Source organism: Ruegeria sp. YKSE079 (genome assembly GCF_059612845.1).
Genome location: NZ_JBXWRJ010000006.1, coordinates 34542 through 61370 on the forward strand (window position 1 = coordinate 34542; position 26829 = coordinate 61370).

Annotated in this window: 18 protein-coding genes and 1 pseudogene; all 19 read left to right on the forward strand. The window is 54.8% G+C overall.

Going from position 1 to position 26829, the window contains the following annotated elements; genetic code table 11:
- The first annotated feature begins 2 nt into the window (after positions 1-2).
- The 19 genes and pseudogenes from AC2FMY_RS07040 (at position 3) to AC2FMY_RS07130 (ending at position 26579) form a co-directional block, all read left to right on the forward strand.
- Positions 3-512: an Hcp family type VI secretion system effector gene (locus AC2FMY_RS07040; protein ID WP_480750808.1), complete on the forward strand. Its 510-nt coding sequence runs from the start codon at positions 3-5 to the stop codon at positions 510-512.
- Between the two features lie 80 nt (positions 513-592).
- Positions 593-1408: a type VI secretion system accessory protein TagJ gene (locus AC2FMY_RS07045; protein WP_496745255.1), complete on the forward strand. Its 816-nt coding sequence runs from the start codon at positions 593-595 to the stop codon at positions 1406-1408.
- On the forward strand, positions 1401-1895 hold the full coding sequence (gene tssE / locus AC2FMY_RS07050; protein WP_480750806.1) for a type VI secretion system baseplate subunit TssE: 495 nt from the start codon (positions 1401-1403) through the stop codon (positions 1893-1895). The genes AC2FMY_RS07045 and tssE overlap by 8 nt, the downstream gene beginning before the upstream one ends.
- Positions 1896-1898: 3 nt before the next feature.
- Positions 1899-3773, forward strand: a complete 1875-nt coding sequence (gene tssF / locus AC2FMY_RS07055; protein WP_496745257.1) for a type VI secretion system baseplate subunit TssF — start codon at positions 1899-1901, stop codon at positions 3771-3773.
- Positions 3737-4759, forward strand: coding sequence for a type VI secretion system baseplate subunit TssG (gene tssG / locus AC2FMY_RS07060; protein WP_496745258.1), 1023 nt, complete (start codon positions 3737-3739; stop codon positions 4757-4759). The genes tssF and tssG overlap by 37 nt, the downstream gene beginning before the upstream one ends.
- Before the next feature lie 30 nt (positions 4760-4789).
- Entirely contained in the window at positions 4790-7495 is a 2706-nt protein-coding gene (tssH, locus tag AC2FMY_RS07065; RefSeq protein WP_480750803.1) for a type VI secretion system ATPase TssH, read from the forward strand.
- A gap of 78 nt (positions 7496-7573) precedes the next feature.
- On the forward strand, positions 7574-8809 hold the full coding sequence (locus AC2FMY_RS07070) for a hypothetical protein (protein WP_480750802.1): 1236 nt from the start codon (positions 7574-7576) through the stop codon (positions 8807-8809).
- Positions 8810-8868: 59 nt separating this feature from the next.
- Positions 8869-9723 (forward strand): ion transporter, encoded by an 855-nt coding sequence (locus tag AC2FMY_RS07075; protein WP_496745260.1) that lies wholly within the window; start codon positions 8869-8871, stop codon positions 9721-9723.
- Positions 9716-10192: pseudogene (gene tssB / locus AC2FMY_RS07080) on the forward strand (type VI secretion system contractile sheath small subunit); the annotation flags it as partial. The gene AC2FMY_RS07075 and the pseudogene tssB, both read left to right, overlap by 8 nt.
- 846 nt (positions 10193-11038) lie before the next feature.
- On the forward strand, positions 11039-14182 hold the full coding sequence (locus tag AC2FMY_RS07085) for a type VI secretion system contractile sheath domain-containing protein (protein WP_496745282.1): 3144 nt from the start codon (positions 11039-11041) through the stop codon (positions 14180-14182).
- A 50-nt stretch (positions 14183-14232) separates the two neighbouring features.
- Complete coding sequence (locus AC2FMY_RS07090) at positions 14233-16335, forward strand: type VI secretion system Vgr family protein (RefSeq protein WP_496807171.1); 2103 nt, start codon at positions 14233-14235, stop codon at positions 16333-16335.
- Between the two features lie 32 nt (positions 16336-16367).
- Positions 16368-16940, forward strand: a complete 573-nt coding sequence (locus AC2FMY_RS07095; protein WP_496807172.1) for a DUF6931 family protein — start codon at positions 16368-16370, stop codon at positions 16938-16940.
- A gap of 92 nt (positions 16941-17032) precedes the next feature.
- Positions 17033-17248 carry a PAAR domain-containing protein gene (locus AC2FMY_RS07100; protein WP_496807202.1) on the forward strand — a complete coding sequence of 72 codons (216 nt, stop codon included), beginning with the start codon at positions 17033-17035 and terminating at the stop codon, positions 17246-17248.
- 9 nt (positions 17249-17257) lie between these two features.
- Positions 17258-18682 carry a type VI secretion system-associated FHA domain protein TagH gene (tagH, locus tag AC2FMY_RS07105; protein WP_496745265.1) on the forward strand — a complete coding sequence of 475 codons (1425 nt, stop codon included), beginning with the start codon at positions 17258-17260 and terminating at the stop codon, positions 18680-18682.
- Between the two features lie 48 nt (positions 18683-18730).
- Positions 18731-20071, forward strand: a complete 1341-nt coding sequence (gene tssK / locus AC2FMY_RS07110) for a type VI secretion system baseplate subunit TssK (protein ID WP_496745267.1) — start codon at positions 18731-18733, stop codon at positions 20069-20071.
- A gap of 94 nt (positions 20072-20165) precedes the next feature.
- Entirely contained in the window at positions 20166-21605 is a 1440-nt protein-coding gene (gene tssL, locus AC2FMY_RS07115; RefSeq protein ID WP_496745269.1) for a type VI secretion system protein TssL, long form, read from the forward strand.
- Positions 21605-25174 carry a type VI secretion system membrane subunit TssM gene (gene tssM / locus AC2FMY_RS07120; RefSeq protein WP_496745270.1) on the forward strand — a complete coding sequence of 1190 codons (3570 nt, stop codon included), beginning with the start codon at positions 21605-21607 and terminating at the stop codon, positions 25172-25174. The genes tssL and tssM overlap by 1 nt, the downstream gene beginning before the upstream one ends.
- Positions 25174-25860, forward strand: a complete 687-nt coding sequence (gene tagF, locus AC2FMY_RS07125) for a type VI secretion system-associated protein TagF (RefSeq protein ID WP_480750793.1) — start codon at positions 25174-25176, stop codon at positions 25858-25860. Before tssM ends, tagF begins: the two co-directional genes overlap by 1 nt.
- On the forward strand, positions 25857-26579 hold the full coding sequence (locus AC2FMY_RS07130; RefSeq protein ID WP_496745272.1) for a PP2C family protein-serine/threonine phosphatase: 723 nt from the start codon (positions 25857-25859) through the stop codon (positions 26577-26579). The genes tagF and AC2FMY_RS07130 overlap by 4 nt, the downstream gene beginning before the upstream one ends.
- Positions 26580-26829: the final 250 nt, after the last annotated feature.

Consider the following 26829-nt stretch of genomic DNA (forward strand, 5'->3'; position numbering starts at 1 on the left):
AAATGGAAAACGTATTTATCAAAATTGACGGCATTCCCGGCGAAGCTCGTGAATTGAAACACAAGGATGGCAAATGGATTCCGGTAAAATCCATTGAATGGAGCGCTGAACGTACCCTCGACATGACCGATCTCGGCACCACCCAACGTGGTTATGCCAATGCCAATTTCGGCAAAGTCACTTTGACCACCGAACTAAGCGTCGCCTCAGCCAAGATCGCACAGTACACTGCAAGCGGCAAAGTGACATCCGAAGTTGTCATTCATATGTGTCGTGCGGGTGACGATGTTGCAAAAGGTATGGAACCCTATCTTATTTGGACTTTGCGTCACGCCATTATCGACAGCTATTCCGTGAGCGGCGGCGAAGAGCAGATTCCAGAGGAAAACTGGACATTGGCATATCGCGGAATCGCCTTTGACTACTACCCGTCTGATTTCGAGTCTGGCAAGATTTTGAAAGACAAGAAAGAAACCTTCAAATGGAACCTCGAAACCGGCGATTACAGCTGATCAGGCACGCAGAAGGGTTCGGGTGTCTTTGGGCAACCGAACCCGGATCGCGGTGAAATTTGGTTGTTGGAGTTGGTTTGATGACGCCGGAAGAATATCTGAAATCAGGTGATCTTGCTGGGACGCTGGCTGCGTTGCAGGACAAGGTTCGCGCCAATCCGGCGGATGCCAAACTGCGCGTATTTCTGTTTCAGCTGCTGTGCGTTCTGGGGGATTGGAAACGCGCGATCACCCAGTTGAAACTTAGCGCTGAAATGGACGAAGGCGCCACGATGATGGCAAAAACCTATCGTGAAGCGATAATCTGTGAGGTCTATCGCGAGAAGGTTTTCGCCGGTGAAAAAGACCCTCTGATATTTGGCGAACCCCAGGAATGGCTGGCCTTGCTGATAGAGGCACAGAAACTTTTGGCGCAAGGCGAGACCGATAAGGCTGCATCGCTGCGCGCGCTCGCCTTTGATGCTGCCCCGACAACCAAGGGTATGGTCGACGGAGACCATTTTGATTGGATTGCAGACGCGGACATGCGATTGGGGCCAGTCCTCGAAGCTATTGTTAACGGACGGTATTTCTGGCTACCTTTTGCGCAGATAAGACAAATAGACATCGAAGCACCGACTGATCTTCGTGATGCAGTCTGGACAGCAGCCGTTGTGACATTGGCAAATGGCGGCGAAGTAGCCGCACTGATTCCAACGCGCTATCCAGGGACACATCAGCGCGGCAACGATGCGTTGAAACTGGGTCGAGCCACGAAGTGGGAAGATGCCGGGGCAGATACGTTTGTCGGACTTGGCCAGAGACAGCTAACGACAAATAATTCCGACATCGCGCTTTTGGATATGCGCGCGCTCACGCTGGAGGCTGATGGCGAAGAAACGGTCGCCGATGGCTGACAAGACCCTTGCCGAGCGACTTCAACCATCGCTGTTGGATCGGCTGACCGACGATGAGCCGGGAAACCTGAAGGAAAGCCGTGACGCACGTGTGATTGACATCATTCGGCTCCGTGAAATTATCCAGCGCGATCTGTCTGTATTGCTGAACACTAGCGATCATTCGGATCTGATAGATCCCAAAACCTATCCCAACGCGTCAAAATCCGTGTTGAACTTTGGTGTCCGCGAAGCCACCGGCCGATTTTCGACGCTGGAGCAAGCCCGTGAAATAAAAAAGCACATCCAGTCGGCGATAGAGGTCTTTGAACCCAGGATTGCCAAGGGCACAGTTTCAGTGGAGTTGCGATCCGAAGCCCGGGCAGGAGAAATGTTCGTCGAATTCGACATCCGGGCAGTGATGTGGGCCCAACCAATGCCCTTGGAATTGTATCTACGCAGCAAGGTCGACGTGACCACAGGCGAGGTCGCCATCGAGCGGAGCTAGGAAATGGACACACGGCTTCTCAAACACTACGAGAACGAGTTGGCTTTCCTGCGCGAGATGGGCGCGGAATTTGCCGAGGCCTATCCAAAGATTGCAGCCAGACTGGGCATGGAAGGATTGGAGGTTCTCGATCCTTATGTCGAGCGGCTTTTGGAGGGCAGTGCGTTTCTTGCCGCTCGGGTTCAGTTGGCGCTGGACCTGCAGTTCCCGGTTTTCACCAGTAATCTTCTGGAAATTGTATATCCCCACTATTTGGCCCCGACTCCATCCATGATGGTGGCAGAGTTCGTACCAGATGTGGACAACGCGGCGCTGATGGAAGGTTTCACTTTGCCGCGCGGTTCGGCTATCCGCAGCCGATTGATGGAGGGCGAGCAGACGCCCTGCGAGTTTCGAACCGCATCCAAGTTGACCTTGTGGCCAATTGAAATCACAGAAGCGGAATATATAGACGGTCGTGGCGAACTCGTTGCAGCCGGTGTTACGCAAAACGCAAACGCCCGTGCAGCGATCCGATTAAGGTTCAAGCGGACGGATAACAAACCGATTTCCGAGTTGACGATGGATTCCCTGGTGCTGCACCTGAACAAGCAAAGCGGTCAGGCTTGGCGCCTTCATGAACTGTTGTGCACTCAGTGCGAGGGATTGACAGGCAGATCCACCAACCGCCGCGCCGACTGGACGTTGCGGTTGTCGGGCGGAGAGGTGGAACCCCGCGGATTTGAGCGGGACGAAGCGTTGCTCCCCACTCCTCGCCGCTCTTTCGACGGCTATCGTTTGTTGCAGGAATATTTTGCAATGCCTGAACGGTTTTTGTTTGTCGAACTCAAAGGACTGCAGCCCGCGCTGAAACAGTCGGAAAGCAGTGATGTCGACGTTTATGTCCTTCTTGGGGAAGGAATGAGTGACGTCGCGCCGGCCGTCAAACCCTCGGCGTTTACGTTGAATGCAGTACCCGCAATAAACTTGTTCCGCCGACGTTGCGACCGAATCCAAGTGACATCGAAGGACACCGAATTCCATGTTGTTCCTAGTCGAACTGCCGGTTTGGACTATGAAGTCATATCGATCGAAGCTGTACGAGGCATTCGCAGTGACGACCAGGGCGACCTTGATTTTCGGCCTTTCTATTCCGCTACTGATCTGACGGCGGCCGGTGACAGCCATAGCGCTTATTACACCATTACGCGCAGGATGCGCCAGAGGAACGAAAAAGAACGATTGCGTGGAGTAAGGACGACATATCTAGGGTCCGAAGTTTATCTGAGCCTCGTGGATCGCATGCAGGCGCCTTATTCCCCGGATCTCAATCAGTTGGCTATCGAAGCCATCTGTTCGAACCGGGATTTGCCTATGCTGCTGAGCAACGGTGACGGAGGCGTCTTTCAACTTCCTGAAGGAGGACCCATCAAGGCCATTCGAACACCGGTCACACCGACACGACCACATGCAACTTTGGCTCAGGGGGATGCCGCCTGGAAACTGATCAGTCACCTGAGCCTGAACTATCTGTCAATTGCTGGAGAGGGCGAAAGCGGCGTAGGCGCATTGCGTGAGTTGCTTGGAATTTATGCACCGCTTGGTGACCGCGTTATCGAAAAGCAACTGGAGGGCATCCTTTCCGTGGCCAGCCGACCGATTGTGCGCAGAATGAGCGACGAGGTTTTGTCGACGGCGGTTCGTGGGTTGGAGATCACCATCACGTTCGATGACGACTTCTTTGAAGGCACAAGCGTCTATGTTCTTGGCGCTGTGCTCGAGAGGTTTTTCCGAAAATACACAACGATAAACAGCTTCACCGAAACGGTGCTAAAGACGGAACGACGGGGAGAGATTGCCAGATGGAGACCGGCGACCGGCCTAGGCCGGATCATCTGAGCCGACTGGCTGCTGACCCTGAAAAACATCACGTTTTTCAGGCATTGCGGATCATAGAAGCTCACTACATGGAGGCGCCGCGCCTTGGTGAATCCCGCCGCCCAAGCGAGGACAAAGTACGTTTAGGGCAGGATGCAAGCCTGGCTTTTGCCCCAACCACTGTGACCCGCTTTACTCCAGGAAAGGACGAAACGCCTGCCCAGTTGGGCAACCTTTGGTTCGGGTTCTTTGGGCCCCATGGTCCTCTGCCTCTGCATCTGACCGAATTTGCTCGGGATCGGCTGCGAAATCATCGTGATCCGACTCTGACTGCATTTGCGGATATGCTGACACATCGGCTTATGAGTCTGGTGTACCGAGCTTGGACCAGTGGGCAGCCAGCCCCTAATTTTGACCGGGCCAAAGACCCGTTCGAGCAACGAGTTGCGGCACTTGCCGGCTTCAAGGGTGCCAGGATGCAAGATCGGGATGCAATGCCTGACCATGCGCGGCGGTACTTTGCGGGGCACCTTGCGTCAGGTACGAAAACGGTAGAGGGTCTGGTTTCTATCCTATCGGCCTTCTTTCATGTTCCCGTTTCCGTGCAGCAATTCGTTGGGTCGTGGCTTGAGTTGGAGCCGGATGACACGTGGCGCTTGGGTGCGGCTGCCGGGTTGGGGCAATCGACCAGTATCGGAAACCGCGTCTGGTCGAGAGCGTCCAAGTTTCGCATTAAATTGGGCCCTTTGTCCTACGAAGACTATCAGCGCTTGCTGCCTGGCGGGATCTCGCAAAAACGTCTTCAGGCCATTGTAAGGACCTATGTCGGAGACACGCTGGATTGGGATGTCAATCTGGTGTTGGCAGGGGATGAAATTCCACGTGCGTCACTACGCGGTTCGACCCGGCTTGGGCACACCAGCTGGTTGCGCACGCGCGACGAGACAGAAGAAGCAAAACCGGATGCCGAGGATCTGGTCCTCTATCCGAATTTCAAAGATGCATAATCATGCAGAACGGCATGGAGGGAACTCGAAATGACAGAAATTAGCCGAGTAGCGCTTTTCGGGAAACTGAACAAGCTGGGGTATCAGGCGATCGAGGGGGCTACCGTATTCTGCAAGATGCGGGGCAATCCTTATGTCGAAGTTCAGCATTGGTTGCATCAGATTTTGAATACTCAGGATAGTGATATCCATCGGATCATTCAGCACTACAATCTTGATCCGGGTAAAATTGCCTCTGAATTGACCAGGTCACTGGATACGTTGCCGCGTGGGGCATCATCGATTTCGGATCTCTCGGACCACTTGATGGACGCAATGGAACGCGGCTGGGTATGGGGATCACTACTCTATTCCGACAGCAAGGTTCGTACGGGCTATCTGTTTTTGGGGATGCTTAAGACGCCCGCTCTGCGCAATATTCTGAAGTCGATGTCGCCGGAAATGGGTAAGATTGGTCCAGACGATTTGGCTGACAACTTCAAGTCGGCGACGGATGGCTCCCCCGAGGTGGGATTGGGCGCGCAGGACGGCAGTCACGTCGGTGGCGGGGCGGAGCCCGGCGAGGCCAGTGGCGCGATGACACCCGGTGCGTTGGGTAAGGGCGAGGCGCTGGAACAGTTTTGCACCGACCTTACCGAGCAGGCCCGCAATGGAGAGATCGATCCGATCGTCGGCCGCGACGAGGAAATCCGACAGATTGTCGATGTGCTAATGCGGCGGCGTCAGAACAACCCGATCCTGACCGGTGAGGCCGGTGTGGGCAAAACCGCTGTGGTCGAGGGTTTTGCGCTGAGGATCGCGCGCGGCGATGTCCCGCCCGCACTCAAGGATGTGCGGTTGCTTGTTCTTGATGTCGGCTTGTTGCAGGCCGGGGCCAGCATGAAAGGCGAATTCGAAAACCGTTTGCGGCAAGTGATCGATGAAGTACAGGCCAGCCCCACACCCATCGTAATGTTCGTGGATGAAACGCACACACTGGTAGGAGCGGGAGGGGCCGCGGGAACGGGTGACGCTGCGAACCTGCTGAAACCGGCGCTGGCGCGGGGCACTTTGCGCACAATCGGCGCGACCACCTGGGCCGAGTACAAGAAATATATCGAAAAAGACCCGGCACTGACCCGTCGGTTTCAGGTTATTCATGTGGAAGAACCCGACATACCAAAGGCGGTGCTAATGATGCGAGGCATCACCTCGATGCTCGAAAAGCACCATCGCGTTCAGGTTCTGGACGAAGGGATAGAAGCGGCAGTGACCTTGTCCGCCCGCTACATCCCTGCGCGGCAATTGCCGGACAAGTCGGTGAGCTTGCTGGACACCGCCTGCGCACGGGTTGCCGTGTCTCAGCACGCTGTCCCGGCCGAGGTCGACGATAGCCAACGCCGGATCGAAGCGCTGACAACAGAATTGGAGATCATCGAACGGGACGAGACAGCCGGGTACGAGGTGGCTGACCGTCGTGCTGCTGTAAAGGTTGCCAAAGAAGCCGAACAGTCGCGCCTGGCAGAACTCACGAAACGCTGGGAGAGTGAAAAAAAGGTTGTCGAGGAAATCCTTGATCTGCGAGCCAAGTTGCGTGAGGGTGGTGCGCCCGTTGACGCTCCGATTGCTGAAGGGGAGGGCGTGGAAAGTCCCTTGAGCGAAGAAGACCGCACCAGGTTGCTGGCGGAACTGAAGGCGAAGAACAAGGAACTGGAAGAAGTACAAGGCGGCATTCCATTGATCCTGCCGATTGTGGATCATCAGGCTGTTGCAAGCGTCGTGGGTGATTGGACAGGTATTCCCGTCGGCCGGATGGTCAAGGACGAGATTGACACGATCCTGAACCTGGAAGAGCGGTTGGCGCAGCGGGTGATCGGCCAGGATCATGCGATGAAGATGATAGCCAAGCGTATCCAGACCAGTCGTGCCGGACTCGACAATCCCAACAAACCGATTGGTGTTTTTATGCTGGCCGGAACCAGTGGCGTTGGCAAAACCGAAACCGCGCTTGCGTTGGCCGAAGTTTTGTATGGTGGTGAACAGAATGTTATCACCATAAACATGAGCGAGTATCAGGAAGCGCATACCGTCAGTTCCCTGAAAGGCGCGCCTCCCGGTTATGTCGGTTATGGCGAAGGAGGAGTGCTCACCGAGGCCGTTCGGCGCAAACCCTATTCGGTTGTGCTGCTTGATGAGGTCGAAAAGGCGCATCCAGATGTGCATGAGATCTTTTTTCAGGTTTTCGACAAGGGTGTGATGGAGGATGGCGAAGGCCGCCTGATCGATTTCAAGAACACACTCATTCTCCTGACATCGAACGTCGGAACCGAAATGATCATGGATATGTGCGCCGATCCCGATCTGATGCCCGACCCGGAAGGCATGGCAAAGGCGCTGCGCGATCCAATGTTGAAAGTGTTCCCACCGGCGCTTCTGGGTCGTCTGGTGACGATCCCATACTATCCGCTGAGTCCGGACATGTTGGGCGAGATAACCAAGTTGCAACTGGGTCGGATCAAGAAACGGGTGCAGGAGGCACATGGTGTGCCCTTTGAATACACCGCTGCGGTCGTCGAAGAGATCGTCAACCGATGTCAGGAACTCGACAGCGGCGGACGAATGATTGATGCGATCGTGACCAACACCATGCTGCCCGACATTTCCATCGAATTCTTGCGACGGATGATGGAAGGAAAGGAAGTCGCCAGTGTTGTGATCGATCTCACTGACGGCGAGTTCACCTATCGGTTTGACTAAGTTGGAATGGCGCGCTCCGACGGAAAACGCGGGCGCAAGATTCCATTCGGATAAGATGGCTACAGGGAGATGAAATGAATGTCCAAATCAACTGTCACGACTGCGAAACTGCCGATAGTTGATCTGGTTCGGAACAAACCGAAGCTGAATCATATCGAAATCCCGGTGTACCGCGCCGATGTCGTGATTGAAATTACCCGAACCAACAAGATCAAAAAGCCCTCCGAAGTGCCCAGCACGTCGATGAACCGGTACAAGGACGTCGCCGAAGAGGTGATGCTGGAATACGAAAAGGTTATCAAGGAGGAAGCAGTCCGGCTGGACAAGAAAATCGACGGGTTGATGCAACAACCGTCGAAAACGAACCTTAAGCTAGCCGAAGAAATGATCCGCGAGACCAACTTAAGCATCAGGAATGCTTTGGCGGGCGCGGAACCCGCGGCGCAAAAGGCCGTCGCAGCGGAGGTCAAGAAGGACAAACATCTCAAGGGGCTGCTCAAGGAAACCCGGATCAAGACCACGGTGAAAACCACCTTGGGCGTGATCAAAATTTCGGGAGCGGTTGCCAAGCTGGTGGCGACGGCTGGGGCGGATGTGACTTCGTACAAGACCCTAATTGTCGAAGTGGCCAAACTGGGAGTGGAAATAAATCAGCAGCTCAAGAACGAGGCAAAACTTCGTAGAGATCTGCAACAGGGGCTGGCGACATTTCTCAAGCTGCGGGAATCTTCGGTTCAGCAGGCGCTGGAACGACAGGGCCTGCACGACGTCATGGCCAAGGACTTTTCGAATCCAATGAACGCTATCAAGGAAACCTTGTCGGGCGCACAAAAGGCAGGCGAGGAAATCACCAAGGGCAGGGACATTCAATCCATCGGAAGAAGTATTTTGGACTTTGCGGTAAAGAAGGTCAAAAGCCTGATCAGCGATGTTGAAAAGGCACGGGTCGCATATCGCAATCACACGGCCAAGACACTGGAGAAGTCAGAAAAGCTTGGTTCTGCTGCCGACAAGCTGATGAAAAAGATGAAAGAGCAGAAGACGCTCAAGGAAGGCGTTAAGATCGGTGCCAAATGCATGGAATTGAAGCGACAGGGTACTGCGATGAACAAGAAGCTGGCCGAGCGACAGGCGTTCCTTGACGAAATTCAGCAGATGATGATGGGCAATGGCCTGGAAATCGATGATCGTACTACGATTCAGAAAATCAAGGATCTGGAAAAACTGACGATCATGGAAGAAGGAAAAGGCATCTTTGACGCGATCAGGGATGTAAAAGATCTCGTCGACAATGTTGCTTCGGCAGTAGCCTGATGCGCTGGTGACCGGTAGCGCCTGAAACTTTGTCGCGATCACCGGAAGGAGACAGACATATGGAAAATCAGCTCCAATCCGAACTGACTCTTCGGGACCGCGCGCGCGAATTCATCGAGCGGCCGTCGGTCACCAACGCCATTCTGGCCGTGATTATTTTCAATGCGGTTACTTTGGGATTGAGTACGTCGCATGCAGTGATGAGCCAAATCGGTGACCTGCTGAAGGTCATCGACAGGATTGTCCTGACTATTTTTGTGATTGAGCTTCTGACTAAGTTCTATGCCTACGGCTTCCGGTTCTTCAACAACGCCTGGAACGTGTTTGATCTGGTCGTAGTCAGTCTGGGCCTGCTGCCCGATAGATCCGGCCTCTCCGCGCTGCGGGGGCTTCGGGTGATCCGGTCCCTTCGTTTGCTATCAGTAATTCCACAAATGCGCGCCGTGGTGCAGGCATTGCTGGATGCTTTGCCCGGTATGGGCGCTGTCATCGTCATGATTTCCATCGTTTTCTATGTCTTCGGGGTAATGGCAACGTTGATGTATGGTGGAGTTTTCGAAGAATGGTTCGGGACACTGGGCCGGTCTCTTTACTCGCTTTTCCAAATCATGACCCTGGAAAGCTGGTCCATGGGCATTGTCCGCCCGGTCATGGAGGAGTTCCCGTTTGCCTGGGCCTTTTTCGTCCCGTTCATCGTCATTACGGCTTTTTCCGTCTTAAATCTGTTCATCGGTCTTCTGGTAAACACAATGCAGTCTGCGGTGGAGGCGGAAGCCGAGGCCGAGTTTGAACAGATACGCGAACTCGTGCGCAGCGAAACAGACCTTGTGGATGAGCACGTCCTGGCAATGCACGAAGAGCTTCGTGCATTAAGGCGAGAAGTCGCAGAACTTAAAGGTCGCTCGGATGGCTGACAGTTCTCAGAAGTTCATTGCCCGTAATAGGGCGCCCAGGGTTCAGATCGAATATGACGTCGAACTGTATGGGTCCTCCAAGAAGGTCCAATTGCCGTTCGTCATGGGGGTTATGAGCGACCTGAGCGGGAAATCACGGATCGAGCCGCCATCGGTATCAGATCGGAATTTCCTGGAGATTGATGTCGACAATTTCGATGAACGGATGAAAGCGATGGCCCCCCGCGTCGCGTTTACGGTTCCCAATAGCGTGACCGGAGAAGGTGATCTTTCGGTTGACCTGACTTTCGAGAAGATGGCTGATTTCTCGCCAGCGGAAATTGCGGCCAGAATTGAACCTTTGAAAGGGTTGCTTGAGGCTCGAACGCAACTCTCGAACCTGATGGCCTATATGGATGGCAAGACCGGGGCCGAAACCCTGATCGAGAAAATCCTTGCCAACCCGACATTGCTGGCCTCACTGGCATCCAGTGATACGTCTTCCGCGTTGCAAGAATCCGCATTGGAGTCCTTGCGCTCGTCCGAGCCCTCGGAAGCGCCCGAGGAAGATCAGCAAACGCAGGCCCTTGAGGGTCTCAAAACAATCGGCAGGCCGGATGTCCCCGAAGACACTTCTGTTGCCGACGCTCTTTCGTCCTTGCCAAACACGGAAGACATACCTGAGGAAGACAGCTCTTCCGATGTACTTGCCAATCTGGCCGACGCCGCACCCGAAAAAGAGGAGGTGGACACATCGGCCTCTGATGCCTTGTCATCTCTGGCCGCGGTTGAAGAGAAGGTAGAGGAAGACGATACCGTCGAGGTATTGGGAAACCTCGTGGCATCTGCCCCGATCGAAGGAAAACAAGATACATCCGTAGCCGATGTGCTGTCCTCGCTGCCCGAAATTAATGAACCTGAAGCCCAAAATGAATCTGCCGCGGTTCTGGCAGGATTGGCGACCGAACCTTCTGACGTCGAAGACAATGATACTTCCGTCGCTGAAACCCTTGCCTCCCTGTCGAATGCGGATGAGTTTTCCGAAGCCGATGATACTGCCGATGTACTTACCGGCTTGGCCGGTATGAGACCCGCGGTAGAAGAACACGATACCACGGTCGCCGATGTTCTATCGTCAATTCCCGAAATAGAAGACATTCCCGACGATGCTGGATTTGATTCCGTTTTGTCCGGTCTGGCGACGGAACCGTCCGAAACTGATCCCGAAGACTCGACTGTAGAAAATGCCCTGTACTCCTTGCCTGAGGTTGCCAGTTCTGGCGATGGCAATGATGCAGGTGACATTCTGAGCGGGTTGGCGATAGGCGAAGCGGAAATGGATGTCGAGGATACGTCGGCGGCCAAAGCCCTGTCTTCCTTGCCGGCGCTTGAAGAGGCGCCCGATACAGAAACGTTTGATGATATTCTCGATGACTTGGCGAGCGACACACCAGAGTTGGCAGACGAGAACACGGCTGTAGCGGATGTCCTGTCGTCGGTGCCTGAATTTGATTCTCGAATAGATGACAATGATCTTACTGACATACTGGGGGATCTGTCCAAGTCTACACCAGAGGATGAAATCGGGGATACGTCAGCCGCGGAAGCCTTGGCGGCCCTTTCCACAGCCGGAGACGAGCAAGAAGAAGACAGCTACGAGGGCATTCTTGAAGACCTCTTGAGCGATGATCCCGAACAGGAAGACCCAGAAACATCCGTTGCAGATGTCTTGTCTTCAATATCTGAAATTGAAGAGATCCCAAATGATGGAAGCGACGATATTTTCACGTCACTATCGGAGCTGGAACCAAACTCAGTAGACGAAGAAAAATCTGACGACACGCTGTCTTCCTTATCCGAGTCCAAACACGATCCTGATCCTACTGATGACCTGGAAGGTCTTCTGGCAGATCTGGTTGAATCACCGTCGACGCAAGAATTGATGGAAAACCCAAATTTGGAAGATGTTTTGGATGAGCCTGAAACTCCGGTTGAAGAGACTGCGGAAGAGGCACTTGGCGATAGGTCAGACGACTTGAACCTCATACCCGAACAATCGGATATGAAAGGTGCTTCCGATCGCGAGGACTTGTTGTATGATCCGTTCGATGCCGATCAATCCATTGAAACAGATGCATTGGTGGATGATCTGTTGCGTGATCTGGCGATCGATGAAAACGAAAATACGGCCAGGGAAGCGCAGTCTGAACTTGACGATCTGCTCAATGACCCAGGCGATAACGAACCGAACCACGAAACAGGCCTAGCTGATCCCGAAGACCACGAAAACACTTTGGTAGAATTTGATCAACATGATGGTTCGGAAGTCGACTCTGATCTGGATAGTCTTCTGGACGATTTGACCGATCTGGGCGAAGTGGTCGAAGCAGCAGACACACCACCAGACCCTGCCGATGAAGATGCTTTGCTGAACGAACTGGAGGTCCGTGAAGTTGGCGAGGGCGACGATCTGGACTCGAGCGACCTGTTGTCTGATATAGATATCTCGGATGAAGAAGACACTCTGGGCGAATTCGATGATCCGGGTGAGTTGCCACCGGTATTCGACGAAGAATACGATGCGCTATCAGGTTCCGCAGACGACGATCTTGATGCTTTGTTATCGGCTTTGGAAAACGACGAACCTGTGGATATTGATGACGTGCTTGCCGAGATCGACGAGGGTGATGTTAGGGTTTCGGATCTGGATGACCTGCTTGGCGAGATGGATGTCGAGGCATCGGATGCTCAGCCAGATACCGCCAACCAAGCCGTGCTAATGAGTTCTGATCCAGAGTTCACTTTTGGTGTGTTGAATGCAGAACGTCCGGACACGGGGAAACTGAACCGTAGGCGCTTTCGCATCGCGCTTTTTGGTGATTTTTCGGGCCGCTCGGCACGCGGTACTTTAGAAACCGGGGATACCCTTGCCAATCGCAAACCGATCCTGCTGGATCCGGATACGGTCGAGGATGTGATAGCAGGATTTGCCACCAGCCTCGTATTACCGATCGGCAAGGATGGGGCCGGGATTGAAGTTCGGCTGAACGAACTTGACGACCTGCACCCCGATGAATTGTTCGAAAAGGTTGAGTTGTTCGAGGGTTTGGCGAACCTGAAACGACAGTTGTCATCCGGAGCGACGGCAGAACACGCTTCGCGTCAGTTGATCACTTGGGGTGAGCAGTTCGGTCAGGAGGTTGTGCCGCCCCGAAAAAGTTCGAGCGGCAACACGGTCCGTGCAGACCGGAAGCTGAGCGATTTTCAAGAACTGATTGGCGACATATCTGGCCAATTGGCCCAGGCTTCGCCGTTGGATGAACTGTTGGCCCGGATCGTCGGCCCACATATCAGAAAACTGCCTGACCCAGATGCGGCCGCAATGCAGAAAGCGGTGGATGAAGCTCTGAGTGCGGCTATGCGCTTGGTGCTGCACCATCCTGAATTCCAGTCCCTCGAAGCACAGTGGCGGTCGTTGGACCTGATTGCCCGCAGCGTTGAAACCGATGATACGCTCGAAGTCATGCTGTACGACGTTTCTGCCGATGAAATCGCGGCAGACCTCGCCGCCGAAGATGATCTGTCAAAAACCGGTTTTGTGCGTCTTCTGACCGAGGACCCATTGGACGAAGAAAATGGCCGTGGCGGATTTTCGGCCCTGATTGGCCTATACACTTTCGAAGAAACTCCGCCTCACGCAGAAATCCTGGCCCGCATAGCGCGCGTGGCAGCCCATGTGGATGCCCCGTTCTTTGGTGCCATGACGCCGGGATATCTTGATGTGGATGCCAAGGATCGCCATCCACTGGTGGCGCAAGCCTGGGACACTTTGCGTGCAATGCCAGAGGCAGGTCATCTGGGTCTCGCATCGCCGCGCTTTTTGCTGCGGCGGCCATATGGTGCGAAGTCCGAACCTATCTACGAGTTCGATTTCGAAGAATTCACCATGTCCGAGGGGCTTAAAGGAATGCTCTGGGCAAACCCGGCGGTGTTGGTTTTGATCCTTCTGGCGCGTTCGTTCAAACAAAACGGTCCGTCTATGGGTCTGGGGCAGGTCATGACTCTCGGCGGAATGCCATATCATTTCGTCAATGACCGGTACGGAGATCAGGTTGCACTTCCATGCACTGAACGCAATCTGACGTTGCCGAAACATGAACATACCATCGCGCGTGGATACATGCCGATTGTGTCGATCAAGGGCCGTGACGAAATCCGGCTTGGTTCATTTAACTCGGTGGCCGGGCGGGAAATCCTGGGGCCGTGGTCAGGTATGCCGCTTTCGGACCCGTCGCCGCCAAAACCGGCGGCGCCCGCGCCGCAGGAGATAGTTCCTCAGGATCAGGATGAAGTACCGCCAGATGACGATCCTCTAGGCGATCTCGATGACCTCCTGGCAGGGTTCTCGGACGATGCGGCAGATGATGGTGATAGTGATGATATTGACGCCGAACTGGCGGCACTTTTGGAAGACCTGTAGAACCGTGATGACCCGGAGACCCTTGCCGGCTTTCCGGGAAAGGAGATGAGATGGCCAATACCCGCGATGAAAAACTGCTGTGGGTCACCGGGGATTTCGCCCAGGAGGATTGCGAAATTCGCCGTGCCGTTGTCACGGATGGCATGAGCCAGCTGACCGAAACCCGAATAGAGGTTGTCTGGGCCAAATTCGACGTCAAACTCGAAGAGTTTCTCGGCAAGTTTATGACTATTCACCTCGAGACTAGTGTAGGCAATGAAAGATTGTTCAGCGGCATGGTCGTTGGTGCCAAGGTCGTAGACATCTCAAGCGGAGGCGTTTTGATCGATCTGGAGCTCAGGCCGAAGCTTTGGCTTCTTACGCGCCGCAGGAACTCCAAGATCTTCCAGAACATGACCGCGCCTGCCATCATCGACGAAATTCTAAATGATCACGGAATATCGCGCACCCGCAATTCGACGTCGGAAACCTATGGCGAGCGGGAATACTGTGTTCAATACCGGGAAACGGATTACGATTTCATCTGCCGTTTGATGGAAGAGGAGGGGATCTATTACTTCTTCGACCATGCTGATTCCGATGGAGTCGGCGAGACGCTGGTTTTTGCCGATGGCTCGGGTGCGCATTCCGCCCTTCCCGAAACACCAAGCCCGGAATTCTTCGACCGCGATGCAAGTTCCGCGCGCCGGGGTGATCATGTATTCGAGATGACCAGCAATCAGCACATCACGAGTGGGGCTGTGACGTTGAGGGATTTCGATATGGAAACGCCCACCGCAGACCTGACAGTTGCGAGCAACATTGCCAAAGGCATACATAGCTTCAAAACTAAGGAGAACTACGACTATCCCGGTCATTATCGGCGCGACACAAGCCTGGGCACATCGCGCGCGCGCATTCGCATGGAGGCCGAAGCCGCAAGATTTGCTAAATGGAAGGGGGCTTCAACCGTGCGGACTATGGCGGTGGGTGGAACATTTCAAATTGAAAATACCGATAACCTCAAGATCAAGGATACAGCCACCGACTATCTTGTCATCAGCGCCGCGCATTACATGCAGGCACCTGGAAACTACACTGCCGACGCCGAGCGCAAGGATATTGAAAAAGACGCTTTTCCTTTCCCAAAGGACGCCAAGGAATTGTATTCCAACGATTTTCATGCGATTCCGAAAGCCGAACCCTTTCGAACCCCGCTGGTGACGCCTTGGCCCCAGATCAGCGGGCTGCATACTGCGATCGTGACCGGACCTTCGGGGGAGGAAATCTACACCGACGAACATGGACGGATCAAAGTTCAGTTTCATTGGGACCGCGATGGGAAAAAAAACGAGAACACCACCTGTTGGGTTCGTGTGGTAACTCCGTGGTCGGGAAAGAACTGGGGAATGGTGCATGTGCCGCGTATCGGGCAGGAAGTCGTGATCCAGTTCGAAGAGGGCGACCCGGACCGGCCAATCTGTACAGGAATGCTTTACAATGCCGAAACGCCGACGCCCTACGACTACCCGGCAAACGCGACACAATCGGGTATCAAGACCAACTCGTCAAAGGGCGGAGACGGTTTCAACGAGTTGATGTTTGAAGACAAGAAAGACGCCGAACTGGTCCGTTTTCAGTCAGAAAAAGACTATGAACAGATCATCAAGAACAACGCAACGATCACCATTGGCATGGAGAAAAAAGACGCGGGCGATCTTACCCAGACAGTTTTCAATCACGTCACAGAGACTATCAAAGAAGGCAACCATACCTTTACGATAGAAAAGGGTGACCAGACCTTTGACATCAGTACCGGTAGCCAGACCGTTACGATCAAGACCGACCAGACAGAGACAATCGAAGGACAGTCGACTCGCACAGTCACCGGCGATCATTCCGAGACGATCAAACAGGGCGACAAGAGCACCACGGTGAGTTTGGGGAATATCACGGTCGATGCCAGTGCTGGCAAGATCACGATGACTGCCGCGCAGTCGATCGAGTTGAAAGTTGGCTCATCGTCGGTGAAACTCGACCAAACCGGTGTTACGGTGAAGGGCATGATGATCACAGTGGAAGGCACGGCAAAAACTGACGTGAAAAGCCCGATGACCACCGTCGACGGCAGCGGGATGCTGACCCTCAAAGGTGGTCTCACGATGATCAACTGAGGACTTTGATCATGACCGCAAAATGGCAAAACATGACTAAGGTGCCACAGCAACCGGCTGCGCGAGCTTTGGCTGGCGCAAATGCAAAGCTGGCCACCAAACTTTCGGCGCCGGCTAGTTCGATGCCGGATGTTGTCTTGGCTGAGTTGGAAGAAAAAAACGCCCCGGTCGATATTCTGAGGCTGATGTCCGTTATTTTGCCACCGCGCGAACGAATTTGGTGGGCCTGTCTGGCGGCACGCGACGTTATCGGCCCGGCGCCCGACCACAATACGCCGTCACTTGCCGCAGCGGAAGAGTGGGTGTTTCGCCCTTCCCCTGAAAACCGCGCAAAAGCTGCGCTTGCGGTGGATACCGCCGAATTGGACGATGAAACGGTCAAATGCGCGCAAGCTGTGGTTTATGCCGATGGAACCTTGGGGCCAGGCGAGTTGGCGGAACATGCGGCCCCTCCGGGTGCGGGTGAGGTTCTGACCTTTGCGATGAACCTCGTGGCGCTGGAACACCACAAAGACGATTTTGAGTCGTATCTGCAGTTGCTTATCGACCGCGCAGTCAATATCGCCAAGGGCGGAAACGGTAAAATAGGGGCAAAGGAGGGCTGATCATGGGTTTCCCGCAAGCCAGAGTGACAGATCTGCATCCTTGTGTGCTTCTGGCACCGCCACCGGCACCGCCGTCACCGGTTCCTGCACCGATGCCGATCCTCCCACCCTGCATGACAACGGTTTTGGTGGGGAAATTGCCGGCAGCACGGCTGACCGATCTGGCAACACCGGCTGCGCCCCATCCGATCATCAAAGGTTCCGCCACTGTGCTTATCGGAAAACTGCCTGCAGCACGCGTCATGGATAATGTCGCGTGTGGCGGCATGATCGTAAAAGGTGAATTTACAGTTTTGGTAGGAGGTTGATCTCAAAGCATGTTTGTCACGCTTAAGTTTCAGTCGACCGGAACCGTACCCGGTGATGGTCGCCCGGTCGCGATGCGAGGCGGGTCTTTGACCGTTGGGCGTGCCGAAACAAACGATTTGGTTTTGCCGGACCCGGACAGGATGCTTTCCAAGAACCATTTCGTGGTCGAAGATCACAACGGTAACGTTGTAGTTGTCGATCTGAGTACGAACGGAACTTTCTTGAACTACTCCAAGCTTCCGCTGGGGCGTACGCCGACGCCGTTGAACAATGGCGATGTGCTGATCGCCGGGAACTATGAAATGGTAGTCGAGATAGGTGCCGAAAAGGGATCGCTCGAAGATGCCATTCCTGCACCGATGGATCAGGGCAATGTGAGCCACGGACAGGCGCAAAATGCGCCCGATCCTTTGGCTCTACTCGATGATGCGGGACCCGAGGGTGATTTTCTGGATGATCTCTTGGGCTCGGGGGATGCGCCAAAAGGCCATTCGCAGCTTGAACGCAATGATCCGATGGATGAACTGCTACCACCGTTGGACGATGATGACCCGTTCTTTGGCAAGCCAGAAGATCCACATGCCGGTCAAGGCGCAAGCGATGCGGCGCACAACCCATCGGCGCAGGATGCGTTTTCCTCTCCGACGGCCAGTGCAAATTTCATCCCGGAGGACTGGGAAGAAGATTTACTGTCGCCTTCGGGTTCGGCGCAGGCACCGTCAAGTGATCCATTCAAGGAACCCCCATCACCTGAAAGGACTTCGGGGCCAACGCCACGACCGACCCCGGCTGTGGAATCTTCGCAAGGAACGGTTGCGCCACCTCCGCCGCAGAGATCTGAACAGCCAGGCGATCATTCCTCGGCACGCGCCTTTTTGGAAGCGTTGGAGATCGAGGACTTACGGATCGATGATGCCGATCTTCCTGCCACAATGGGGCGGATGGGGCGTGTTCTGCGGGCGATGATCACCGGTCTGCGGGAAATTCTGATGACCCGCACTTCGATCAAAAGCGAATTCCGCATTGATCAGACCATGATAAGCGCAGGCGGTAACAATCCGTTGAAATTCTCGATCAGCCCCGAGCAGGCCATCGAAGCGATGATCAAGCCGCGCGCGCGTGGTTATCTGGGCTCGGAAGAGGCGACTGAACAAGCTTTGAACGATATCAAGGCGCACGAAGTCGCGATGGTCACGGGGATGGAGGCCGCCCTCAAGGGTGTCCTGGCCAAACTCAGCCCCGATGAAGTTGCGGGCAAGATCGAAAGCTCTGGTGCGCTTGGCAGTCTCTTTAAGGGAAAGAAAGCGCGCTATTGGGAAGCCTACGAGAACATATTTGAAGAAATTTCGGATCAGGCCGAAAACGAGTTCCACGACCTGTTCAGCCGCGAGTTTGCGCGCGCCTACAAGGAGCAGTTGGAAAAACTGAAGTAACGTCGCAATGTGAAATTGGCGGCGATGAGAATTGAGGGAGGACTGGGTTTGTCCTGGGACAGTAAGGTACTTTGGACCGAGGGGTTGTTTTTGCAACCTCACCATTTCCAGCAGGCGGACCGGTACACCGAGGCGCTGGTCGCGGGGTTGGCCCGACGGATCACGCCTTATGCCTGGGGCGTCAGTTCTCTGGAACTTGATGACGAGGTCCTGAAAGTTGGTCAGATTGCGCTGAAGTCCTGCTCAGGCCTGACGCAGGACGGGACAGTTTTCCGGATGCCGCAATCCGATACCCACCCGCCCGCGCTGGAAGTTCCCGAAACAATAAAGGACTGCGTGGTTTACCTGACCGTTCCGCAACGCCGTCAAGGTGCATCCGAGGTTGACCTGTCAGGTGCGGAACAATCGGCAAGCCGCCTGCGTCCGACCGAGCATGAAATCACCGATGTGATGAGCCAGCAAAAAAAGCCAGTGACGATCGGTGTGGGAACGCTTCGTTTACAGTTCGCGCTGGAAGTCGATGATCTGGCGGATCGTCTGGCCATTCCGATTGCCCGCATTATCGAGGTGCGCCCGGATCGTGAGATCATTCTTGATAGGGGTTTCATACCAAGCTGTCTGGATGTGCGGGCTGCCCCGGCACTCAGCGGTTTTCTGAATGAATTGGAGGGCATGCTTGCCCACAGGATGCAAGCGCTTGCCGGTCGCTTGTCCGAGGGCGGTCCCGCCAAGGGTGCGGCAGAGATCTCAGATTTTCTTTTGCTGATGACGATCAACCGAGCGCTACCGGTAGTTCGCCATTTTTCAAATATCGAAAACGTTCATCCTGAAACGGCCTTTCGCCTTTGTGCGTCGTTGGCGGGTGAATTGGCAACCTTCATGAGCTCTGAAAAGGAGGCACCGCAATTCAGTCCCTATCAGCACGACAAACTGACAGGTACGTTCGCGCCGGTGATCCGCATGTTGCGGCAATATCTCAGTTCCGTTCTTGAACAGACCGCGATTTCGATCCCATTGGAACCCCGGAAGTATGGTATAAGTGTTGGTGTCATCGCCGACCGGAAATTGATCGGCAATGCAGGTTTCGTTCTTGCCGTTAGCGCCGATATTCCTGCAGAAGATGTGCGCCGTCACTTTGCCGGTCAGGCCAAGACAGGTCCGGTCGAAGAAATCCGCCAGCTTGTGAACTCGGCCTTGCCCGGCATTACGCTCAGACCTTTGCCTGTCGCGCCTCGGCAAATCCCGTATCATTCCGGCGTCGTTTATTTCGAACTGGATGCTGCCAGCCCGTATTGGAGCAAGATGACCACATCAGGCGGCATCGCGGTGCATGTTTCAGGCCAGTATCCGGGGCTGACAATGGAGCTTTGGGCCATTCGCAACCACTGAGCCGATGAGCCGGGTTCGCGTTGTTTTAATTTGATAGAGTGTTCCGGCTAGGTCAGACTGGCTAGCAAGGCTCGAAAAGAACAGGTGTAACTTAATGTCAGATGACGATCCGTTCGCAGAACCGAACGACACCGACAAAACAGTGATCCGCCCGAACCCCGGCGGGCGTCGCCCGGTGCATAGCGCTTCGCAACAGCCTGCAGCCCCTCAGGCCAGCGATCCTTCTGGGTATGGAACACCACCGCTTGAACCGGCGTCTGCACCTACGGCGGGCGCGGGTGGCGTCGGCGCATATGGCGTTCCCCAGTCGCGGACTAAGCAGCAGCAATCCGCACCTACGGCGGAGCCTGTCGTCATGACCGGTATGAATCGCTTGAATGCTTGTGCTACACCTTTGTTTTCATTGATCAGTCGCATACGAAACCGGGCACAGCACATGGACCCGGACAAACTTCGACAAAGCGTGGTGTCCGAAGTCCGCACCTTTGAAAATGCGGCGCTTCAGGCCGGAATTGCGGCGCAGACGGTGAAGGTAGCGCGGTATGCGATCTGCGCGACACTGGATGATGTGGTCCTGAACACGCCTTGGGGTGAGCAATCCAGTTGGGCCACGCAATCGCTTGTTGGAACCTTCCACCGCGAAACGGTGGGCGGTGATCGCTTCTACGACCTGCTGGCGCGCCTCGAGAAAGAGCCCGGCTCCAATATCGAACTTCTGGAATTTGTCTATATGTGCCTGTCCCTCGGGTTCGAGGGGCGGCTTCGCGTAGAGCAGGGGGGAAGCGACAGACATCTGCAGATCCGGCAAGGTTTGGCTCGGCTTATCCGCGCCCAGCGAGGACCGCTCGAATACGATTTGTCGCCGCATTGGGAAGGTGCGGACAAACCATATCGCGCGCTCAGCGCATGGAAGCCCGTCTGGATTGCGGTGGGGGTCACCGCGGTCTTGCTGGTGTTAGAATTTGCCGGTCTTTCGTATGCCCTGTCTTCCAAGACTGAAAACCTGATGGGCCAACTTTCGGTGATAGATTCAGGACCGGTGGCCGAGTTGCAACGCCGCGCACCTCCCCCTCCACCGCCACCACCTGAGCAAGCAAAAGTTGAAAAAGTGGCGCAGTTCCTTCAGCCCGAAATTGAAGAGGGCATCGTCAAAGTCTTCGAAGCAGGCAACACACTGGTTATCAGGATCACCGGGTCGGGAATGTTCGGGTCAGGGTCGGATCAGCTGCAGGATTCGTTTGTAGATCCCGTCAATCGGGTCGCTCAAGCGCTAAACGACGAACCGGGGCCGGTCATCGTGGCGGGACATTCAGACAATGTCCCAATCCGATCCTCACGGTTTCCCTCCAACATGCATTTGTCATTGGCAAGGGCCAAGTCCGTTATGGAGCAGATGGCTGACGCCTTGAACGACCCATCAAGACTTAGTGCCGAAGGCCGTGCAGACAATGAGCCGATTGCAGACAACTCGACCCGCGAAGGACGTGCGGCCAACCGCAGAATCGAAGTCTTGCTGGTCCAGGAGCAGAACTGATGCTTATCAACCGACTTATCCTGCCGCTGTTCCGTTCGATCTATACCATCCTGCTGCTTGTCGCGGTCGTGCTGGCAAGTTGCCTGATCTATTTTGGCCCTTTGATTGGTTGGGGCGAATGGCGCCCGTTTGACAGCTTGAGCGGCCGCTTGATCTGGGGTGGCGCGATCTTCGGCTTCTTTTTTGTGATAATGTTGATCATTTTCTTCGTTCGACGCCGTCGCGAAAAAAAGATGACCGAGGAAATCGTCGAAACGGTGGATGAAACCGGCGACATGATCGGCTCCGAAATCGCAGAACTGCGCTCAAAGCTGAAGACGGCGATGTCCCAATTGCGCAAATCCAAGAACGGGCGCAGACATCTGAATGAATTGCCCTGGTATGTGATGATAGGGCCGCCGGGCGCAGGCAAAACCACTGCCATCGTGAATTCCGGCCTGAGTTTTCCTTTGGCCAGGGAAATGGGTAAATCTGCAATCGGAGGCGTGGGCGGAACCCGTAACTGTGACTGGTGGTTCACCGAAGACGCGGTCCTTATCGACACCGCCGGCCGCTATACGACCCAGGAAAGCGATGCCGAAGTCGACAACGCGGCTTGGGTCGGTTTTCTTGGATTGCTCAAGAAGTACCGGAAGCGACAGCCAATCAACGGCGCGATGATCGCTATCAGCCTGAGCGACCTGTCACTACAGGACGAGATGACGCAAAAAGAACATGCCAAGGCGGTTCGACGTCGACTAGAGGAATTGCGCGAGACGTTGGGTGTCCGTTTCCCGGTTTATGTCCTTTTCACCAAGGCTGATCTGATCGCGGGCTTCGCCGAATTCTTCGACAATTTGGGCAAGGAAGAGCGCGAGCAGGTCTGGGGTTTCACACTGCCTCTGGACAAGGTCAAAGGTGAACAATCCCCGGTTGCGGCGTTTGATGAGGAGTTTGCAGGTCTCTTGGGGCAACTAAATGCGCAGTCCTTGGAGAGGATGCAGACCGAGACCGATCCCCAGCGCCGCGCGCTTGTCGCCGGGTTCCCGGTTCAGGTTGCCTCTGTTCGCAAGGTTGCCCGCGATTTTCTGAGCGAAGTCTTCCAGGAAAGCCGATACCAGCATCGCCATATGTTGCGAGGGGTGTACTTCACATCGGGTACACAGGAAGGTACACCGATCGACCGCCTGATGCTCGGCATGGCTCGTACGTTTGGTATCGGACGGCAAGCCATCGGTTCAGGACAGGGGACGGGACGATCCTATTTCCTGACCCGGTTGTTCGAAGCGGTGATCTTTCGCGAGGCGGGTCTGGTATCTGCCGACGACAAGGTTGAACGCCGTTACAGAATCGTCAAATGGGGTTCTATCGCGGCCACGATTTTGGCGGCAATCGGTGTTGGTGCCTTGCTGGTGCGTAGCTATCTGGGCAACGCCGACCTGATAGCAGAGGCACGGGACAGTGTCGGCGCCTATCAGGCCGCCGCGGCAACACTTCCTCCCAGCCCGGTCGGGGATACCGATCTTGTGCCCGTAGTGCAGGCGCTCAACAACCTTCGCGACATGCCTGCCAATCCCGTGCTTGATGACCCCGACCCCGAACGCCGCCTGACATACGGTCTGTATCAGGGTGAGGTGATCGGCACGCAGGCTGCACAAACTTATCGCGCCGCGCTGAACCGGCGCTATTTGCCAAGGTTGCTGTTGCGGCTGGAAGAGCAGATGGCAGCCAATATCAACAACCCGGATGTCCTCTATGAAGCGCTCAAGGTCTATCTGATGCTTGGGCTGCAAGGCCCGATGAACAAGGACCTAGTTCGCGAGTGGATGAATATCGACTGGACGGTCTCCTATCCTGGGCCATCGCGCGACCAACTGCGAGCCGATTTGAACGACCATTTGGACGCATTGCTTGGTCAGCCCATGCAGGAAATTGCGTTGAACGGCCCAATGGTAGAGCAGATTCAGGGTATCCTGTCCGAGATGCCGCTGGCCCAGAGGGTTTATAATGGGATTATAGCCAGCCCTGCTTCAACCGCTTTGCCAGAATGGCGGCTTACCGAGGTTGGCGGCCCTGCCGTCACACGTGTTCTGGTCCGCAGTTCCGGAAAGCCGCTCAACTCCGGGATCGAAGGTATATTTACCTATCAAGGCTTCAACGGGGTATTCTTGGGAGAAGCTGTCGGCGTCGCAAAGCGTGTTCAACGGGAAAGCTGGGTATTGGGTCCGCGTGGCGAAGCAGAACAGACGGAACTCGCACTTGCAGCTCTCAGCCGTGATGTTCTTGACCTGTATTACAACGACTACATTGCACGGTATGACGCCATTTTGGGCGATATCGATATCATCCCAATGGAATCGCTCAGTCACGCCGTCGAGGTTACAAATGTCCTGTCCGGACCGACTTCGCCGATTGTGAATATCCTGATGGCGATTTCCGACGAAACACGGCTCACCGAAGACCGCTCTGCATTGGCTGACACTGAGGTCAGCAACAAACTCTCCACCGTGGCTGGAATTGAGCTGCAAGCCAATACCTCGGTGCAAACCCAGATCTTGCTCGAGGCGCTGGCAAAAACGGCGACCGGGCAGGGGGCTCAACCCATAGCGCCGCCCGGCACCTATGTTCAGGACCGGTTTGACTGGTTGCATCAGTTGACGGCACGGCCCGAGGCGCAACCTTCGCAACTTGATATGCTGATGGGCTCGTTGACAGACGTGTACCAGGACCTCAACAAAATGTCGTTCAGCGGCGTGTCAGGAGCGGAAAGCGGGCAGGCCATGCAGCGTTTCATGCAAGAAGCGGCGCGTGTTCCTGGGCCAATGGAACGTTGGGCTACGCAGATTGTCAACGGCTCATCTGGCATCACGACGGACAGCACGCGTGCATCGATCAATGCTCGGTGGCAGGCTAATGTTTTGCCGTTTTGCGAGCAGGTTCTGGAAAACCGCTACCCGTTCGACCGTCGGGCGCGTGCGGACGTTGCGATTGGCGATTTTGCCAAGTTGTTTGGGCCTGGTGGGATGATCGACGCCTTCATGAACGACAACCTGATCAAGCACGTTGATATGCGCACGCGGCCTTGGACATGGAAAACTGGCGTGAACCAGACCGATCTCGGGATAAGTCAGGCGGTGTTGCAACAACTGCAATACGCAGCGGAAATCCGCGATGCGTTCTTTGCAAACGGTCCGCAACCGGCAATTAACTTCCAGATCATGCCCGAAGCGCTCGATCCCAAGGCAAAAGGTGTGACTTTGGAAATTGACGGCCAAACCCTGGAGTTCCGTCATCGCGGCGGGCTGCCATCACCGTTAGCCGTGGCATGGCCGGGGCCTGTTGGGCTTGCGCGGGTCAGTTTCGATCCGCAAAAGAAAAACATCGAAAGCGTACTAAGCCGTGATGGACCCTGGGCGTGGTTTCGACTGTTGGATGCGGCCGAAGTGCGACGAACCAACGTATCCGACCGCAAGAAAGTCATTTTCAATGTCGGAGGCCGGATCGCTATCTTCCAGCTACAATCGGGATCGGTGATCAATCCCTTTGCGTTGCCAGCGCTTGCCAAATTCAGCTGTCCCAAGTCGTTTTGATGCAGCGGCAGAGGTTCGGAGCATTCGGTAAGATGCCGTCGGCTGGCGACTTTTTTCGCCTCAGCCTTTCCCAGTCTTTTGTGGCCGAATGGGATGAATGGTTGCAACGCTGTCTGTTGCAGGGGTCCGAGTTGAATTCCGGAAGATGGAATGAGCTTTACATGTCCGCGCCGATCTGGCGGTTCTGCCTGTCACCGGGACTTGCTGGTCCACAAAAGGTCCTGGGCGTTCTGATGCCGTCAGTCGATCGGGTGGGCCGCCGCTTTCCGCTGACACTCGCCGCTCCAGTAGTTTCCGGCAGCAGTGCTTTTCTGGACCATTTCAACAATATCGGTGTATTCGAGGCCCTAGAGAGGGTTGCATTGGACGCGCTGGATGATGACATGTCTCGTGATCGGTTAGACAAGGCCCTGTCTGAAATAGCCGTTCCATCCTCTCAACAGAACGCGAACATACAAAAAACCGGCAACTGTATCATCCTGAGACAGGAAAACGGGCAAAATGGTTGCTTGCCCGATCTAGCTTCGGGACTAATGTCGGATTCTTTTCGCAATCCGAGCATTTGGAGCACAGTCGTTCAGGGCGGTTCCCGTCTGATGGTCTGCGAAGGTTTACCGTCCGGACCAAAGATGCAAGGCTTGTTCAATCTTCATGCCGAAATCTGGGCCGAGGCACCACCTACATGACTTTTTCCAGGGTACGTTACAACGCACGCACGCATGTCGGCCTGAGACGAAAGGTAAACGAAGATTCGATTCTGGCGCTTCCGGATGAAGGTATCTGGCTTGTTTCGGACGGCATGGGAGGCCACGCTGCCGGCGATTACGCCAGCCGTCTGATTGCGGATATGGTGGCCGCAATTCCTTCGGGTCTGACGCCATCCGACAAGCTGCATGCTCTTCGTGACATCCTGCGCCTGGCCCATGAGGCAATCCAAAAAGAAGCCTCGAAGCGCGGTGGGCAGACAATTGGGGCAACAGTGGTTGTTCTGATGATGGCCAACGGGCATTTTGTCGGTTTGTGGGCAGGCGACAGTCGGATTTACCTGATGCGCGATGGTGAAATTCAGATGCTGACATCCGACCACTCCTTTGTGGCCGAGTTGGTTCTGGCCGGTCAGATGACATGGGACGAAGCCGAACATCATCCACAGTCCAACGCCATTACCCGGGCGGTTGGAGTTGGAGGAGAACTGGAACTCGATAAATTTCGTGGCGCACTGCAACCCGGAGACCGATTTTTGTTGTGCTCGGATGGATTGACGAAATACGCTACTTTCGGGATGTTGCAACGTGCCATGTCGGAAATGCCGATCGAAACCATATCGGATCGCTTGGTGCAACTGGCACTGGATGGCGGCGGCAGCGACAATATTTCGGTTATTGTGGTAGATGTGGTTCAATGATTTTAAAAGCAAAAAAATAAGCTCACCTTTTGAGGTTTTGATCTCACAACTGAAGCTCGCCGTCAATGTGTTGATTATGCGTCTTAAAATTCTGTCTCGAGCTCACATCGAAAAGTTTCGGGCCAAATCTGAAAGATTTTCGCAGGCCTCATTGTAAACCGGTACGCGGATTCGAGCCCTCTTCTGGAGAACCCGTGCCCAATCGTGAACGCACTCCTCAAATCTCAGCAAAACTGGTCGGCTCAGACCG

Excerpts from the sequence above, each read along its gene's own strand:
- AC2FMY_RS07040 (WP_480750808.1), top strand. The coding sequence starts at position 3 with ATGGAAAACGTATTTATCAAAATTGACGGCATTCCCGGCGAAGCTCGT.
- AC2FMY_RS07045 (WP_496745255.1), top strand. The coding sequence starts at position 593 with ATGACGCCGGAAGAATATCTGAAATCAGGTGATCTTGCTGGGACGCTG.
- tssE (WP_480750806.1), top strand. The coding sequence starts at position 1,401 with ATGGCTGACAAGACCCTTGCCGAGCGACTTCAACCATCGCTGTTGGAT.
- tssF (WP_496745257.1), top strand. The coding sequence starts at position 1,899 with ATGGACACACGGCTTCTCAAACACTACGAGAACGAGTTGGCTTTCCTG.
- tssG (WP_496745258.1), top strand. The coding sequence starts at position 3,737 with ATGGAGACCGGCGACCGGCCTAGGCCGGATCATCTGAGCCGACTGGCT.
- tssH (WP_480750803.1), top strand. The coding sequence starts at position 4,790 with ATGACAGAAATTAGCCGAGTAGCGCTTTTCGGGAAACTGAACAAGCTG.
- AC2FMY_RS07070 (WP_480750802.1), top strand. The coding sequence starts at position 7,574 with ATGTCCAAATCAACTGTCACGACTGCGAAACTGCCGATAGTTGATCTG.
- AC2FMY_RS07075 (WP_496745260.1), top strand. The coding sequence starts at position 8,869 with ATGGAAAATCAGCTCCAATCCGAACTGACTCTTCGGGACCGCGCGCGC.
- AC2FMY_RS07085 (WP_496745282.1), top strand. The coding sequence starts at position 11,039 with ATGGATGTCGAGGATACGTCGGCGGCCAAAGCCCTGTCTTCCTTGCCG.
- AC2FMY_RS07090 (WP_496807171.1), top strand. The coding sequence starts at position 14,233 with ATGGCCAATACCCGCGATGAAAAACTGCTGTGGGTCACCGGGGATTTC.
- AC2FMY_RS07095 (WP_496807172.1), top strand. The coding sequence starts at position 16,368 with ATGACTAAGGTGCCACAGCAACCGGCTGCGCGAGCTTTGGCTGGCGCA.
- AC2FMY_RS07100 (WP_496807202.1), top strand. The coding sequence starts at position 17,033 with ATGCCGATCCTCCCACCCTGCATGACAACGGTTTTGGTGGGGAAATTG.
- tagH (WP_496745265.1), top strand. The coding sequence starts at position 17,258 with ATGTTTGTCACGCTTAAGTTTCAGTCGACCGGAACCGTACCCGGTGAT.
- tssL (WP_496745269.1), top strand. The coding sequence starts at position 20,166 with ATGTCAGATGACGATCCGTTCGCAGAACCGAACGACACCGACAAAACA.
- tssM (WP_496745270.1), top strand. The coding sequence starts at position 21,605 with ATGCTTATCAACCGACTTATCCTGCCGCTGTTCCGTTCGATCTATACC.
- tagF (WP_480750793.1), top strand. The coding sequence starts at position 25,174 with ATGCAGCGGCAGAGGTTCGGAGCATTCGGTAAGATGCCGTCGGCTGGC.
- AC2FMY_RS07130 (WP_496745272.1), top strand. The coding sequence starts at position 25,857 with ATGACTTTTTCCAGGGTACGTTACAACGCACGCACGCATGTCGGCCTG.